This is a genomic window from Copranaerobaculum intestinale, assembly GCF_009831105.1.
GTDB lineage: Bacteria > Bacillota_I > Bacilli_A > Erysipelotrichales > Erysipelotrichaceae > Copranaerobaculum > Copranaerobaculum intestinale.
In genome coordinates this window covers 466,642-482,279 of the sequence record NZ_WUUQ01000001.1, presented here as the reverse complement: position 1 = coordinate 482,279, position 15,638 = coordinate 466,642, and the positions used below count along the sequence as shown (strand labels likewise).

The following is a 15,638-nucleotide window of genomic DNA, read 5'->3' as shown; positions in this document are numbered from 1 at the left end:
TTCGATTAACGCTTCCACTTCAAATATTTTGTTACAGAAAGGAAGCTTCCGATCATACCAACAATAACTCCGAACAGCAGTAATGCTCCGCAAATAGAGAGTGCCAGCGAATTGACCGACTGCAGGGCAAACATGTTCGTGAAGAATTTTCCTCCCATAGAATGATATAAATAGCGGTAGCCAAAGTATGTAAGCATCATCGGCATAATCGAACCGATCAGACCGATGAACATGCCTTCGATCATAAACGGAGTTTTGATGAACCAATTCGTTGCGCCGACATTTCGCATAATGGAGATTTCCCGATTGCGGGCATAAATCGTCATTTTGATCGTATTTTGAATCAGAAAGACCGTCAGTACAGCTAAGGCCGCAATAAATACAGCACCGCCATTACGAATGGCTGTAAAAACATCGATCATATCATTGACACTGTCACCGCCGTAAAAGGTCTTCTCAACTTTATCCAATTTCTTGATCGTATCCGATATATTCTTAATATCGCTTTTTTTCGCTTCTTTCACATCAACGATATAGGCGTCCCGAAGAGGATTTCCATCCCCTTTATAGATATCCCAGATATCGCCTTTTTCTTTTACAAACTCTTTTAATTCATTTTCCTTACTGGAAAAAGTAACCTTATCCACACCATCTATTGATAAAATTTGAGTCTTTAAAGAGCTTCGCTCCTCTTTGGTGGTAATCGGATCAATGGTTACGCGTATTTTGATACCGCTTTCTACGTTGGTGGTAAATGAACTGACATTTGCCGCCAGCAACATAAATACTCCGACCAGCGATAATGTAACAGTTACTGCTGAGGCTGCGGACATAGACATCGCAAGATGGCGTCCAAAGCTTTTGACCGCTGTCTTAAAATGATAAGGCAGGCTCTTGATGAAATTAATCATGCTGGATGTAGCCTCCCTTCATGATGTCCGCAACCACAAACCCTTCTTCCAAGGCAATCGTGCGTTTTTTAAAACGGTCGACGATCGTACTGTCATGCGTTACCATGACGATGGTCGTATTTTGATCTTTATTAATTTTCTCCAACAATTCCATAATCTCAATAGATTTTTCCGGATCCAGGTTGCCGGTCGGCTCATCGGCAATCAGCACTTTCGGATGATTGGCAATTGCTCTGCCGATCGTAGCACGCTGCTGCTGTCCGCCGGACAATTCATTTGGAAATGCTTTTGCTTTTTCTGACAGTGAAACCAGCTCCAAAACTTCACGAACCCGTCTTCTCACCTTTGCTTTGTCCTCACCGATCACTTCCAGCGCAAACGCGATATTCTCAAAAATTGTCAAGCTTGGAAGCAGCCGATAATCCTGAAATACCACACCGATATTACGCCGATAGATCGGCACCCGGGAATGCTTCAGCTTGCCGACATCGACATTTTCCACCATCACCGTACCGCTGTTGGGAATTTCTTCCCCGTCAAGCAGTTTAATCAATGTGGATTTCCCTGATCCGGTAGGCCCTATAACATAGACAAATTCGCCGTCCTCAATCTGTAAATTTATATTTTTAAGCGCATGAACGCCGTTTCTGTACTCTTTTGAAACATTCTCAAGAAGAATCATACTATCATTCCCTTCGCCATGTATTATAACATACTCTTTTACGAAATCTAACCCATTTAGAAATGAAAATATTGACACTGTAAGTAAAGAGCAGATAGTTAAGCATTCTTATGAAATTATGTGAAATCATGGTAAAAATAAACAGATGGCCTTTCGGTCATCTGCTAGGATTGTATTTGTGATTTTAAATAGGCGTAGATGAACTCATCGAGATCACCATCCATCACACCCTGCACATTGCCGGTCTCATAACCGGTACGCACATCCTTTACTAATGAGTAAGGATGGAAAACATAGGAACGAATTTGGGAACCCCACTCGTTTGCCTTTTGTTCTCCCTTGATCGCCGCAAGTTTTGCCTCTTGCTCTTCGATCATTTTCTGATAGATGCGACTTTTTAAAATACGCAGTGCTTCTTCACGGTTTTCATGCTGGGAACGCCCGTTCTGACAGGTTGCCACCAATCCGGTCGGCTTATGCACCATGCGTACGGCAGAGTCAGTTTTGTTGATGTGCTGTCCGCCGGCTCCGCTGGCACGCTTGGTTTCCACAATCAAATCTTCCGGCTTGATATCGATTTCAATTTCATCATTGAACTGCGGCATTACATCCACCGACGCAAAAGACGTGTGGCGTCTTGCCCCAGCGTCAAAGGGTGAAATTCTCACCAAACGGTGAACTCCTTTTTCCGCTTTCAGATACCCATAGGCCATGTCACCCTCGATCAGCATGGTTACCGATTTGATACCGGCTTCTTCCCCCGCCAAATAATCCAAAACAGTTACTTTGAAACCCTTATTGGAAGCCCAACGTGAATACATACGGTACAGCATTTCGGTCCAATCCATCGATTCGGTTCCGCCGGCTCCCGGGTGCAGCTCGACAATGGCATTGGAATGATCATATTCATGAGATAGCAGGATCTTTATCTCAAAATCATCAAATGTCTTTTCCATCTCGTGATATTCTTCCCCGGCCAGCTCCATGATTTCCTGATCCATTTCAGATTTCAATAAATCATGGGTTTCCTGCAGAGAGTGAAGCAGTGTTTCCAGATGATTATAGGCATTTACCACATCCTTGATGGAGTTTAATTTTCGCAGCATCTGCTGAGCAGAATGAGGATCGCTCCAAAAATCCTCCTGCATTGTCTGCGCATTGAGTTCTTCAATTTTATGTCGTCTGGCAGCTAAGTCAAAGTGACTCACCTAGCTGATAAAGCTTAGCCAGGTGAGTTTCCACTCCTTGTTTTAATTCATAAAGTTCCATTAAGCAGCCCTCCGCTCAATTTGAATCTTCATTGCGAAGAATACAACTTCACGGGCAATCCGCTCCATCATTTCCTCGAACATTTCATATCCTTCAGTTACATAAGCCTGCAGCGGATTTGTCTGCGCATAGGAACGCAGGTGAATGCCGTCACGGAGCTTGCTCATAATATCAATGTGTTCAATCCAGTTGCGGTCGATGTTTCTGAGTACGATGCTTTTCTCAAACGGCAGGAACTGCTCCTTGATATCATCGCCGATTTTGGATTCATAATAATTCCATGCCTTATCACAGCAGAATTTAGCGGCTTCATCCACCGACATATTCTTTAGATCCTCAGCCTTGATTAAATCTGATTCAAAACCAAGCACTTCCAGACCCTGTTCTACGGATTCACCGTTGATTTTGTTATCCCGCTTAGTCTCATCGGCATTCGCGCGAATCACACTTGTAATAACACGATCAAACATATCGTGAACGATGTTATGCACATCGTCATTCTCTAAGACAAAATTACGCTGATCATACATAATCTCGCGCTGCTGGCGCAGAACATCATCATAATCAAGCAGCTGCTTACGAATATCGAAGTTATATCCCTCAACTCGGCGCTGCGCCTGTGTGATAGATTTCGTAACCATTTTCGATTCAATCTGCTGATCCCCCAGCGAGTTGAATAAGGACTGCAGCTTTTCACCGCCGAAACGTACCATCAGGGAATCTTTTAATGATACATAGAAACGGGAATAGCCAGGATCGCCCTGACGGCCAGAACGCCCGCGCAGCTGATTATCGATACGGCGTGATTCATGGCGTTCACTGCCCAAAACCGCTAATCCGCCCAATTCACGTGTTTCCGGAGTCAATTTGATATCCGTACCTCGACCGGCCATATTCGTTGCGATCGTAACCGATTTCAGTTGACCTGCCTTCGCAATAATTTCAGCCTCACGGGCATGGTTCTTCGCGTTCAGCACCTCATGAGGAATCTTGCGTGCATCCAATAGCTCTGAAAGAATTTCACTGACTTCTACGGATACCGTACCGACCAGCACCGGCTGACCTTTTTCATACAGCTCTGCGATTTCGTTCACCATCGCACGGTACTTTAATTCCGGTGTCGCAAAGATCGCATCCGGACGGTCATCACGAATAACCGGCTTATTTGTCGGAATTTCCAACACGCGCATATTATAGATCGAAAGGAATTCTTCTTCTTCGGTCTTGGCAGTACCGGTCATGCCGGCAAGCTTTTCATATAAGCGAAAGAAGTTCTGATACGTAATGGTTGCCAAGGTGGTAGTTTCTTCCTTAATGGAAACCCCTTCCTTAGCTTCAATCGCCTGGTGCAGACCGTCGCTGTAAGCACGGCCCTTCATCAAACGTCCGGTGAAAGAGTCAACGATGACAATTTCGTCCTCCTGAACTACGTATTCCACATCGCGCATCATGATGTAATTGGCACGCAGCGCTTGTTGAATATGGTGTACTAACTGCGTATGCTCAACATCATACAGATTGTTTAATTTAAAATATTTCTCAGCGGTGTCAACACCTTCCTCGGTAAGCATGATCTGACGGGTTTTTTCATCGATCTCATAATCAGATTCCTGTAAGGTCTTCGCAAATTTATCAGCCTGGATATACAGGTTCGCGGTTTGCTTTGCACCACCGGAAATAATCAGCGGAGTACGGGATTCATCAATCAAAATGGAATCGACTTCATCGACAACCGCCATATGCAATCCGCGCAATACGCGATCCTCGACCTCAGTAACCATGTTGTCACGCAGGTAATCAAATCCTAATTCTGAATTTGTCGTATATGTAATATCACATGCGTAAGCGGCGCGTTTTTCGGCCGGGGTTAGCGCTCTTTCATTCACACCGACACTCAGTCCCAAAAACCGGTAAATTTGTCCCATCCACTCCGCATCACGAGCTGCCAGATACTCATTGACCGTAACGACATGCACACCTTTTTTGGCTAATGCGTTCAGGTAAACACACATGACGGATGTCAGTGTTTTACCTTCACCGGTTTTCATTTCTGCGATATCGCCGCTGTGCATGACACAGGCGCCGACAATCTGTACGTGATACGGGAACTCTCCGATTACCCGCCGAGCTGCTTCACGCGCTACGGCAAAAGCTTCCGTCTGTAAACTCTCTAATGTTTCTCCTTGTTCGTAGCGCGCGATAAACTCATTGGTTTTTCCCTTTAATTCGTCATCGCTCAGCGCTTCCATCGCGGCTTTAAAAGTTTCTACTTCATCCGCAGTCTTGTTGAATTGTTTCAGCAGGCTGTTATCTCCGCCAAACAGTTTATTGAATAATCCCATGGCACAATTCCTCCATTTATTACTATGAAAAGCATAGTATCATGCAGTATAGATTATAACATAGAAATATGCATTGTAAAAGTATATTTGCTTTGTCTTGCAGATTCGTGAAAGCCTGATAAAAGCAGCCTTTCCAAACCGTAAAAGAGAAAGGAAGCAGGCCCCTGCCTGCTCCCTTTTACAGCTTAACGATATTATGCGCCTGAGGTCCGCGGTCTGTCTCTGTCAGATCGAACTCAACCAGCGTATCACTCTCGATTGTTTTATAGCCTTCCATCATCAATTGAGAGTAATGAAAGAACACGTCTTTTCCATCATCTGTTGTGATAAAGCCGAATCCTTTCTCCGCGTTAAACATCTTTACTTTTCCTTGCATAATGCTCCTATACCTTTCTATGCTCACCTTAAATGCATATTCATATTATAGTCAAAAAGACCCTTGAAATCAATTCATTTTCATACTTTCACAACATTTCTTGCCTGCAGTCCTTTTTCTGCTTCGATCACGTCAAAGCTGACTGCTTCACCTTCCTCTAAGCTCTTATATCCCTCCTGTTGAATATGTGAATAATGGACAAAAACATCTCTTCCGTCCTCTTGTGAAATAAAGCCAAATCCCTTTTCTGCGTTAAACCATTTTACTTTTCCTGTCATACTGTTTTTTCCTTCCTTTTTTTCGTCGAAGCGCTTTCTCATCATCCGAATGGATCGTAATTTTTTCATGAGCACTCAGCACCAGTGCTTCCATATCCATGGTATGCTTTTCCAGCAGCTTATATGCATGTTTCAAAGTAGCCCCGGTCGTACATACATCATCGACCAGAAGCAATGGAGTATTGGGAATTACCGCATCTTTTCTCAGCCGCATATGAGATTTAATTTCTTTGCGTTCTGCACCGCTTTTCAAAGACTGCTTATACGCAGCATCCTTTTCAAAAAGATCAGCATACGGAAGCTGAACAACTTCCAGCATTCGTTTCAGATGATGAAACCCTCGTTCCGCGATTTTATCCGCGGAAGACGGCATGCCGATCATCGTATAACCACGATACCTTCTGGTGATCTGCTTCGCATTCAGCCAGAAGAAAATATCAGCCAGCGCCGCATCCCGGTTTTCTTTATATTGATACAGCAGATTTTCGATCTGTTCCTCATATTGATATAGGGCAAAGACCCGAAGTTCACCGAGCTCAAAAAAACCATTGGCTGGGATGAAATACGAACGGCAGCCGCCGCAAAGGATATCCCGGTTCCAAAACCAATTTCCCAGGGTCTGATCGGTTGAACGGCTTGAAAAACAGACCGGACATATTTTATCAGGCTTGTGCATTCATCATCTCCAAAGCATGCAGACACCGCGTAATCGCAAGTGTGCGATGGGTGAATAAAAAGAGCCCTTCACCGCTTGGGTGGTGAATATTTCTGCCCACTCGGCCGATGATCTGAATCAAGCTGGCTTCATCAAATACCGGATGGTCGGCACAAATCACTGCGGTTTGAATATCATCAAAGGTGACACCGCGCTCCAATACCGTGGTTGTGATAAGAAACTGCAGCTTCTGTGTACGCAGTGCCTCAATCATTGATTCTTTCTCTGAAGTAACGGAGGTTATTAACCGGCAGCGGTAACGAAGCTTTAGCCAGCGATACAGCTTATGTCCAAATCGCCGCGTCGGCACAAACAGCAGAAGCTGCTTGCCGCGGTGAATGCACCGCTCAATAAATGCCAGCAGAAATACATACTGAAGGATCAAAGGTGCTTTCCGTTGTTTTGGTATCACCAAAGGATGACCGTGCGGTCGTTGAAACAGCTGTACCATCGCCCACTCTCCCTTTTCCACCCGCTTCAGCATTTCCTCATCCGGGGTTGCGGTTAGATAGACGACACTTCCCTTCATTGCATGATGTGCAATCTGTTCCAACAGCGCATTATGCTTATAAGGAAATGCATCTACTTCATCCATGATCAATACATCAAACGCTTGATGATAGCGGTACAGCTGATGCATGGTACAGATTATCAGATCACCATCGGTCACTCTGGTGCTGCCCTCACACACCGCTATGACATGAAGACGAGGAAAGGCCTGTTTCATCCGTGCACAGATTTCCAGTACGACCTGCCGGCGTGAAATCGCAAAGCCTACTTTCAACCCAGCATTTAATGCCTGTTGAATGCTCTCCATGACGATTTCAGTTTTGCCGCTCCCGCATGCCGCGTAAAGCAGTACGGGTTTTCCCTGCTTTACCCAGCCGGCTACCTCACCAGAAGCCTTTGCCTGTGCGTCGCTCAGCGGATATTTCAAATGAAGCCGGCAATGATGGCGTTTTGTTTGATAAACTTTCACCGGAACTTCCTCACCGACATTCAATCTTCCAAACTGCACGCAGCGCCGGCAGTACCATACCTCCCCATCCTGATAAAAATACCGCTCATCGGTATTGCCACATCGCTTACACAGCAAACTCATCACCCAATCTCTTATACGAAAAAAAAGATGTTATCCTAAACAGATCACACCTTTTCATATGCTTCAACGAATTTCTTATGAAAACTCCGATTTACCGTAAATTCTTCACCGTTGTCCATCGTCAGTTTTAAACGGTAATGATTCGCGGTTTCAAAATATGCAACATGCTGAACATTCACCAGCATCGTTTTGGATATTTGCACAAAATAATATTTTGACAGTTCCGTTTTTACATCATTGAACCGTTTGCGGAATTTCAGGATTTTACCGCCGATTGTATGCGCAAGAACCTCATTATCCTTCAATTCAATCATGTAAATTTCCACATAGATCACCTTATGCTCGATCCGTGGATTATTGACATCATATAATATACATTTATTCATACAAAGTTTAAAACGATCTACTATCCCCTTTGTGATATCCTTATCATCACTATGATAATTAATCCGTACATGACCACGCTGAAGTGTCTCATCTTCTTTGAGTATAAATTTCATACTGCACCACCTAATTATTGAAATCTCCCACATTCCAATAGTCTTTCTTTACCTTATGAATTATACACTATTTGCAGATATTTCCTATATTCTGAAACGCCACTTGCATTATTTACCAGACAAGTTGCACAAAAGTATAAATAGCAGTCGCAAAAATAAAGAGAAATCGAAACCGTACAAGCTGGAATGCGCAGGAATTGCGTACTTGTTAGAATCCCAAAAATTGTTTCTCTTTATTTTTGCAAATTCATTATAAGGGTTCTGTTATCGAAATTCCAACATATGCAATCGAATTACAATATTTACATGTAATATTACATTTTTTTATATTTACAAGCACATATATGCCTTTTCAAACAATTCACCACACCCATTTTTGATGAGGTTCTTCATGATTAGATAAATGCTTCATGAACCGCAATGCCCAAGCTTCCATTTCTTTGGTAATATGCTAAAATAGATATAATGACGGAGGAACTTTCATGAAAAAAATAAGAAAAGCAATCATTCCCGCGGCAGGCTTTGGAACCCGATTCTTACCGGCAACGAAAGCAGTACCAAAGGAAATGCTTCCTATTGTAGATAAACCAACAATCCAATATATCGTTGAAGAAGCCGTAAAAAGCGGCATTGAAGAAATTTTGATCATTACCAATGCCCATAAAGCAAGTATTGAGAATCATTTTGATCAAAGCTTTGAGCTTGAAAAGCGGCTGGATGCCAGTCACAGCGATGAGCTTTTGACAATGTGCCGGGATATTTCAAATATGGCTAACATTTATTCTGTACGTCAAAAGAATCCCCGCGGTTTAGGACATGCTGTTTTGTGCGCAAAAACCTTTGTCGGTGATGAGCCTTTCGCCATCCTTTTGGGTGATGATATTGTTGTTAACAAAAATGGACCTACCGCAACCGAACAGTTGGTACGTGTGTATGAAGAACAAAATGCCAGTGTGGTCGGCGTTCAGCGGGTAGCAGATGAAGCCGTGCATAAATACGGCATTATTGATCCCAAAGCGTCGTTATCAGATCGTTGTATGAAGGTGCAAAGCTTTGTGGAAAAACCAAAACTGGAAGATGCTCCAAGCAATATGGCAATTTTGGGGCGTTATATACTTACACCAAAGATTTTTGAATTGTTGGAAACGCAAGAGCCCGGTTCAGGAAATGAAATTCAATTAACCGATGCTATCGATCGTTTGACAAAATACGAAGAAGTTTATGCCTACGATTTCATCGGCAGCCGCTATGATGTCGGAGATAAGATTGGATTTATCAAGGCTCAGATCGATTTCGCACTGGATCGGGCTGACCTCCACGAACAAGTTGCGGCAATCATCCGCGATGCAAATCAGGCATTAAAATAAGAAAGCGTGGTTTTCCCATGGATATGAAGAACCTGCCTCAAAATGCCACTCTATTAGCTCCAGCCCACCAGCACGGCTTTTTACGCGTGCTTTTTTCAAGTGATGCAGGATACGCAAATATTGATATTCTATCGGTCGAAAATTGGCTGAACAAGCACGCTTCATACAATCCTGTCGAACAGCTGTTCCAGGCGAGGAAGCTGCTGGCGAATCAACCTGACAATATATTTAAAACACAGCTTCAGGATCCATCCTTTCTTATTGAATGCCTGCAATTTGCAGAGCTCTTAAAAATATATGACATCGCACTGGAAAGCCTGCCGCGGGACACCGCCGAAGAAGCTGCACTTGCGGAAATCCTGAATATTCTTTGTAGTTTGCATACCAAAGCCGATGATCTGATACAACATTGTAATCAAGTAGAAAGTATTGATGAAAATGTATATGTTATGCCGACACGCTACCCAGCAGCCACAGATATTCTGGTAAAGCGCTTATGTGAAAAAGGAGCTGTTTTTCTTGATCAGCAGGATCAGCAGCCGCAAATAGAGTTCTATCATGCGATCAATATTCGTCAGGAGGCGGAATCCTGTGCTCAATATATCCTTCGGCATCACATCAATGCAGAATCCTGTGTAATCATGCTGAGTGACCCCAATTTACTTCCTTATATAAAGCAAACCTTCAAGCATTATCAAATTCCCTTCACAATCCTTCATGAAAATGCCCGCGATGTATCCATACTGATCACCGCGAAATTATTGACATATTATTTGAATCCGACCAATGAAAATTTGTTTGCCGTGCTGAACAGCGATTTCATGAAGCATCCGTATTTGCCGCAGCTGATAGAATATATACAGTTGTTTGATGCAGATATTCAAAAAGCTTTTCACCATATTCGGAAACAGGATCTAATGAGTGAGCTGATAAATAAGCATGACAAAGAACGGCTCGACCGGTTGGAAGCCTGCGCCGAAGAAGCGCGTCAGGAGGTTGTATCCAAACTCAATTTGATTCTGCAGGCAAATACTTACGATACCTTGTTGAGAGCTGTTTATGATCAAATTTACTCTATTTTACAAAACGATCAGCGGCAGCTGGAAAAACTTCAAAAGCTCTTTCAGAATGTGTATCCACAGCTTCACCAGCCTGAGGATTTATTATTTTTCATACACTATCTGCACACTCTCAGCAGCAGTGTTAACCCCGACGCTTATCAGGGAGCTTTCATAACTGATCTTGCACGGCCGCTGCCGCCGCGTTCCTATTTATTTGTAATGGGATGTACGCAGGCAAATTATCCGGGATTTCCATCGCAAAAGGGATTTTTCGATGAAGCCTATGTCAGTAAAATCGCTTTCCCTTCTATGGAGGAACGCTATCAAAAGCATTTATATCAGACGGAAGCGGTAATGAAGGACTGCCAGCATCTGATCCTTTCCTATTCACAAGGAGATTTCAGCGGCAAAGGGCAGGAAGCAGCCCTGGAAATAGAATTATTCTCCCAAAAAAAATCAGTTCCGTACCCGCTTTTTTCAGAATTTAACAAGAATTTATTGAAACCGAATATCCACCCCGCTACCGCAAAACAGCTCTTTGTTAAAAACGGTATGATGCACGGGTCAATTTCTTCCTTAGAACGCTATATCAGCTGTCCTTTTTCCTATTTTTTGAAATATGGTTTAAATATTCGGGAACCGCTCGACAATACGTTTTCTTCCAACCGTATCGGTACTCTGGCTCACTTTGTATTGGAAACGCTGGTAGAGAAATACGGTAAGCAGTACGCAAACACCAAGCCAGAGGAAATTCGGCAGCTTATACATACTGAGCTTACGAAAGCCGGAAATATTTATACTGCTCAGCAGAATGTTTTTGAAATATTAGAGGAACGCCTTTTCCGCAGTCTGATTTCGATGATGGATATTTTAAAGGATATGGAACAGCATACAAGCTATCAGCCTGCCGCATGTGAGTATCCGTTTGAGTATTCCATGATTTTAGGTAAACATATGACCTTGACCGTAAAGGGAATCATTGATCGATTGGATGTCTGTGATGATTTGATTCGAATCATCGACTATAAAAGTTCCCGGAAAAATCTGTCGGAAACAAAAGTATTCGCTGCCCAGCAGCTCCAGCTTCTCACCTACGCGCTGATCGCACAAGACACATTTCAAAAAAAGCCCGGTGGCGCGTACTATATTTCACTGAAAACCGAAAATATTCAAGCCGACGCCGGTAAAATGAAACGCCGGCCGGTTGAATATGTTCCATTCGACAAATCGGATTATGAAGAACAAAAAATAAAAGTACATCGGCTGGATGGCTGGACCTTTGAGACAGATGGGCAGCTGATGGATGATGACGGACGGCATATAAAAGGATTCCGCATGAATAAGAATGAGGAAATCAGTATACGAAAAGTATATGATATCGACGTGCTGCGAGCATTAGTAAAACAGATGTATGCAGTAATTACCTCCCGTATTCAAGACGGTCAGTTTGATCTGACTCCTGCTCAAAACGCATGTCAGTTCTGTCCCTATCATGCAATCTGCCGTTATCATGGTTTGACCCATGAAAAAGAACCTCTGGTAGAACCAGATGACACACTATATCGGAAAGGGGGGAAAGGCCATGCCGAATTGGAATCCTGATCAGCTGCGTGCAATTACTTCCAGAAATAAAAACGTCATTGTCTCTGCATCCGCCGGAGCCGGAAAAACAACCGTTTTGATTGAACGATTGGTGCGGCGGGTACTTGATGACCGCATTCAGATTCGTGAAATCCTGGCCATGACCTTTACCGAAGCAGCAGCCAGCGAAATGAAAAAAAGATTGGCAGACCAGCTTCATCATAAGCTTGAAAATACGCATGATCCTCTTGAACAGAATTACATACAAACACAGCTGTCACAGCTTCAAAATGCTTATATATCGACCATTCACTCCTTTTGCTTATCCATCGTTCAAAAATATTATTATGTATTGCATTTGCCACATAGCCGAATCAGCACAATTCTCGATCAGAATACCGTAAAGCTGTGTGCTGAACAGGCAATGGAACGTGCCTTTGCGAATCAGTATCAAAAAAAGGATCCGGTCTTTCTGTCGCTTGCCCAATATTTTTCCGCACGAAGTGAGAGTGAAGAAAGCTTCCGTCAAATCATTACCGGGATTGCTTCCGCTGCTTCCTCACAATCGGATCAGCAGGCATATTTTCAAATGATACAAGCTTCCTATGGACATTTTTCATCACTTACAGAGCTTCCTTCATCGGTTCAGCAAAATTTCTTTGACGCCTATCAGATGATCTGGGAAACGATTATGGAATCCACCAAGGAGCTGTATCAGCTTATCGCTGTCCGCTATCCAAAGGAAGAGAAGAAACAAGCGGTCATCGAGAAAAAGATAGAAGCGCTGAAGCTTGTTAAACCCTGCTTGGATACGCAAGCTTATGAAGCATTCCGTATGAATTTCATCAATGCCTGCCGCGTTATTCTGCCTACCGCTCCCAATCGGGATGATAAAACATATGGAGATTTGCGTAAACAGATCCATGAAATGGAGGATTCCGCTCTGGCTGATCTGCATTCGGAAATCACTTTGCTGAAGGATCTTGAAGCGCAGTCACGTGATCTTGATAAGCTTTTGGAGATCACAAAAGATTATTTGCAATACTTTGCCGAGGAAAAAGCACGAGCAGGCGGTATCGATTTTGATGACATGGAGCACTTTGCTTTAGCAATCCTACAAGCCGATAATGGGAGGATTGCCGATCGATACCGAGATCAGTTTAAAGAGATCATGGTCGATGAATTCCAGGACAGCAACGATGTTCAGCATACATTGGTTTCACTCATCTGCAAGCCCGATAATGTATTTCGAGTAGGCGATATCAAACAGTCGATCTACGGTTTTCGTCATGCCAAGCCGCAATTGATGAAAGGCTTAATTGAACACGCGGGGGAACAGGATGATATCATTTACCTAAGAAGCAATTATCGATCAAAGCAGATGATCGTTGATTTTAATAATCAGCTGTTTGACAAGCTCATGAACATCAAGGGTTTTGAAAGCTCCTACGCAAGCAGTGACTATGTGACCACCGGTGCTCCCGCCCAACAAACGCATAACAAGCCGATCTGCTTTCATGCTTTGGATTACACCGCTTTAAAAGAAGAAGCAGGATATGCGATCCATACCAATGTGTGCAAGGCTTCTTATATTGCATCCAAAATTTTAGAGTTAAAGCAGCAGGATCATCGAAGCTGGAAAGATTTTGTTGTTTTGGTTCGGGGAAATGCCCGCAAGGATGATATGAAGGCCGCTTTAGATGAACAAAATATTCCTTCATTCATTGATGTAAAAAGTGGATTTTACCAGTCAGATGCAGTACAGATTCTTCTGTCATTCTTGAGAATGTGCATCAATCCGCATGATGATATCGCTATGGTCTCCGTCCTTTTATCTGCGCTTGGGCAAAGAAGCAGTGAAGATCTGGCACAAGCCGCACTTTTAAAAGCACCGAATGAGTCCTATTATACATATTATCAAAAATACCCTTTTGAAGGATTTGAAATATTGGAGGAACACATTCAGGAGATTTATACAAAGACGCTCACCGAGGAAATTTTATCAATTTACGAGATTCAGCAATTCTATCAAAAGCAAATCACCCTGCAGGATCGGACAAATCTCGATTTGCTGTATCAAATAGCTGATCAAAAGGAAAAACAAGAATCACTCAGCATTTCCGGATTCTTGAAATATGTTGATGAAATTGCCGACATGGAAACTGCCGAAGCGATACCGATCGGCAGCGATGATGACGTGGTGCGGGTGATGAGCATTCACCAGTCGAAAGGGCTTCAGTTTCCGGTCGTCTTCCTGTGGTCCAATTCCCAGCAGCCGGCAATTGATTTTAAAGAAATGGTGCTGATTGACAACGATTTGGGTCTGGCCATGAAGCACATGGAGCTGCCCCAGCGTTTTGTACGCACAACAATACCGCGAATTGCTATGGAACAGAAAAAAAATCGTGAAGAACTGGAGGAGGAAATGCGAATCCTGTATGTTGCACTGACCCGTGCTCAGGAAGAGATGCATATTGTGGATTATGTAAAAGATGAAGAAAAATACCAAAATGATTTGTCACAAAGCCGCATCTATCAAAGAGGCGGATATTCCTCATGGATTCTTTATGCATTTTTAAAAGAGCATAGCGCGCTGTTTACCTATGAGCATGTGATTCATATGCGGTCAAGCATTAAAAACATCCAAGATAAACAGCAGTCAATGATCCTGCCTGCCTATGATTATGTCAATCAGTCCGTACATTTTCAGACTGCCAGCGCCGCTCATCAGCGTGATTTATCCGTACTTGAGTTATGTCCTGTCAAGAAGGGGGCTGATCGGGGTACCGCATTACATGAACTTATCGCAAATTATGAAAAGCTGAAGGATGCCAAAGAAATTGCCGGTTATCAAATTCAGGATCAGGATCGATCTGAGGTACAAGCATTATATCAAAACAAACTGTTTTTGGAGGCCCTCTCATTGCCGAATCACTACTTTGAGTATTCTTATACCATTAAGGATAAAGAAACGATTCTGCACGGCTATATAGACTTTGTAGCGTATAATGAGAAGCAAGCAGTTATCATTGATTTCAAAAGTGATCATAATATGGATGAAAAAGAGTATATTGTACGATATCAGGATCAGCTGAAGCAATATAAACAGGCGTTTCAGCTAATGCATCCAGGACTTAAAATTCAGATATACATTTATTCCCTGAAGCTAGCTAAAATGATTTCGCTCTTTTAATCAATAATTATTAATTGTGATTTCTCATATAAAATTTAAATATATAAAAAAAGCACATGAAATATCAGAGCCGAGAATGTGTACCTTTTTAGGAGTTCTAGGTTATTTAATAAATAGAAAAAGAAGTTCTACCACTCACTGATTCTTCCTACATATTTAGAGTTTACACAAAATTTTGAAATACTTTTTAAAGATTCAAATTTTGGTATTGAAATACTACTAACTAATATGCAATCAAAAATAGGATTGATTGATTCTTTT

12 protein-coding genes are annotated in these 15,638 nt (G+C 42.7%); 3 read left to right on the top strand and 9 right to left on the bottom strand.

The window, feature by feature from the left end; genetic code table 11:
• Positions 1-5: 5 nt before the first annotated feature.
• The 9 genes from ftsX to GSF08_RS02320 form a co-directional block, all read right to left on the bottom strand.
• Complete coding sequence (gene ftsX, locus GSF08_RS02360; protein WP_160624269.1) at positions 6-911, bottom strand: permease-like cell division protein FtsX; 906 nt, start codon at positions 909-911, stop codon at positions 6-8.
• Positions 904-1,593: a cell division ATP-binding protein FtsE gene (ftsE, locus tag GSF08_RS02355; RefSeq protein WP_160624268.1), complete on the bottom strand. Its 690-nt coding sequence runs from the start codon at positions 1,591-1,593 to the stop codon at positions 904-906. The genes ftsX and ftsE overlap by 8 nt, the downstream gene beginning before the upstream one ends.
• A gap of 164 nt (positions 1,594-1,757) precedes the next feature.
• Positions 1,758-2,862, bottom strand: a protein-coding gene (gene prfB, locus GSF08_RS02350) for a peptide chain release factor 2 (RefSeq protein ID WP_249805818.1) whose coding sequence is annotated in 2 segments (ribosomal slippage) — positions 1,758-2,789 and positions 2,791-2,862 — 1,104 coding nt in all. Because the reading frame shifts where the segments join, the coding sequence is not laid out codon by codon here.
• Complete coding sequence (secA, locus tag GSF08_RS02345) at positions 2,862-5,204, bottom strand: preprotein translocase subunit SecA (protein ID WP_160624267.1); 2,343 nt, start codon at positions 5,202-5,204, stop codon at positions 2,862-2,864. The genes prfB and secA overlap by 1 nt, the downstream gene beginning before the upstream one ends.
• 178 nt (positions 5,205-5,382) lie before the next feature.
• Positions 5,383-5,580, bottom strand: coding sequence for a cold-shock protein (locus tag GSF08_RS02340; RefSeq protein ID WP_160624266.1), 198 nt, complete (start codon positions 5,578-5,580; stop codon positions 5,383-5,385).
• Positions 5,581-5,660: 80 nt separating this feature from the next.
• Positions 5,661-5,858, bottom strand: coding sequence for a cold shock domain-containing protein (locus GSF08_RS02335; protein ID WP_160624265.1), 198 nt, complete (start codon positions 5,856-5,858; stop codon positions 5,661-5,663).
• Positions 5,833-6,534: a ComF family protein gene (locus GSF08_RS02330; RefSeq protein WP_160624264.1), complete on the bottom strand. Its 702-nt coding sequence runs from the start codon at positions 6,532-6,534 to the stop codon at positions 5,833-5,835. The genes GSF08_RS02335 and GSF08_RS02330 overlap by 26 nt, the downstream gene beginning before the upstream one ends.
• Positions 6,521-7,675 carry a helicase-related protein gene (locus GSF08_RS02325; protein ID WP_249805816.1) on the bottom strand — a complete coding sequence of 385 codons (1,155 nt, stop codon included), beginning with the start codon at positions 7,673-7,675 and terminating at the stop codon, positions 6,521-6,523. Before GSF08_RS02325 ends, GSF08_RS02330 begins: the two co-directional genes overlap by 14 nt.
• 44 nt (positions 7,676-7,719) lie before the next feature.
• Positions 7,720-8,175 (bottom strand): LytTR family DNA-binding domain-containing protein, encoded by a 456-nt coding sequence (locus GSF08_RS02320; RefSeq protein ID WP_160624263.1) that lies wholly within the window; start codon positions 8,173-8,175, stop codon positions 7,720-7,722.
• Between the two features lie 482 nt (positions 8,176-8,657).
• Here GSF08_RS02320 and galU point away from each other — a divergent pair, with 482 nt between their 5' ends.
• Genes galU through GSF08_RS02305 form a run of 3 tightly spaced genes read left to right on the top strand, consistent with a single transcriptional unit; the run spans position 8,658 to position 15,377 of the window.
• Positions 8,658-9,542: a UTP--glucose-1-phosphate uridylyltransferase GalU gene (galU, locus tag GSF08_RS02315; protein WP_160624262.1), complete on the top strand. Its 885-nt coding sequence runs from the start codon at positions 8,658-8,660 to the stop codon at positions 9,540-9,542.
• A 17-nt stretch (positions 9,543-9,559) separates the two neighbouring features.
• The gene (locus GSF08_RS02310; RefSeq protein ID WP_160624261.1) at positions 9,560-12,205 is read left to right on the top strand and encodes a PD-(D/E)XK nuclease family protein; all 2,646 of its coding nucleotides are present in this window, start codon (positions 9,560-9,562) and stop codon (positions 12,203-12,205) included.
• Complete coding sequence (locus GSF08_RS02305) at positions 12,186-15,377, top strand: UvrD-helicase domain-containing protein (RefSeq protein WP_160624260.1); 3,192 nt, start codon at positions 12,186-12,188, stop codon at positions 15,375-15,377. The genes GSF08_RS02310 and GSF08_RS02305 overlap by 20 nt, the downstream gene beginning before the upstream one ends.
• Positions 15,378-15,638 lie beyond the last annotated feature (261 nt).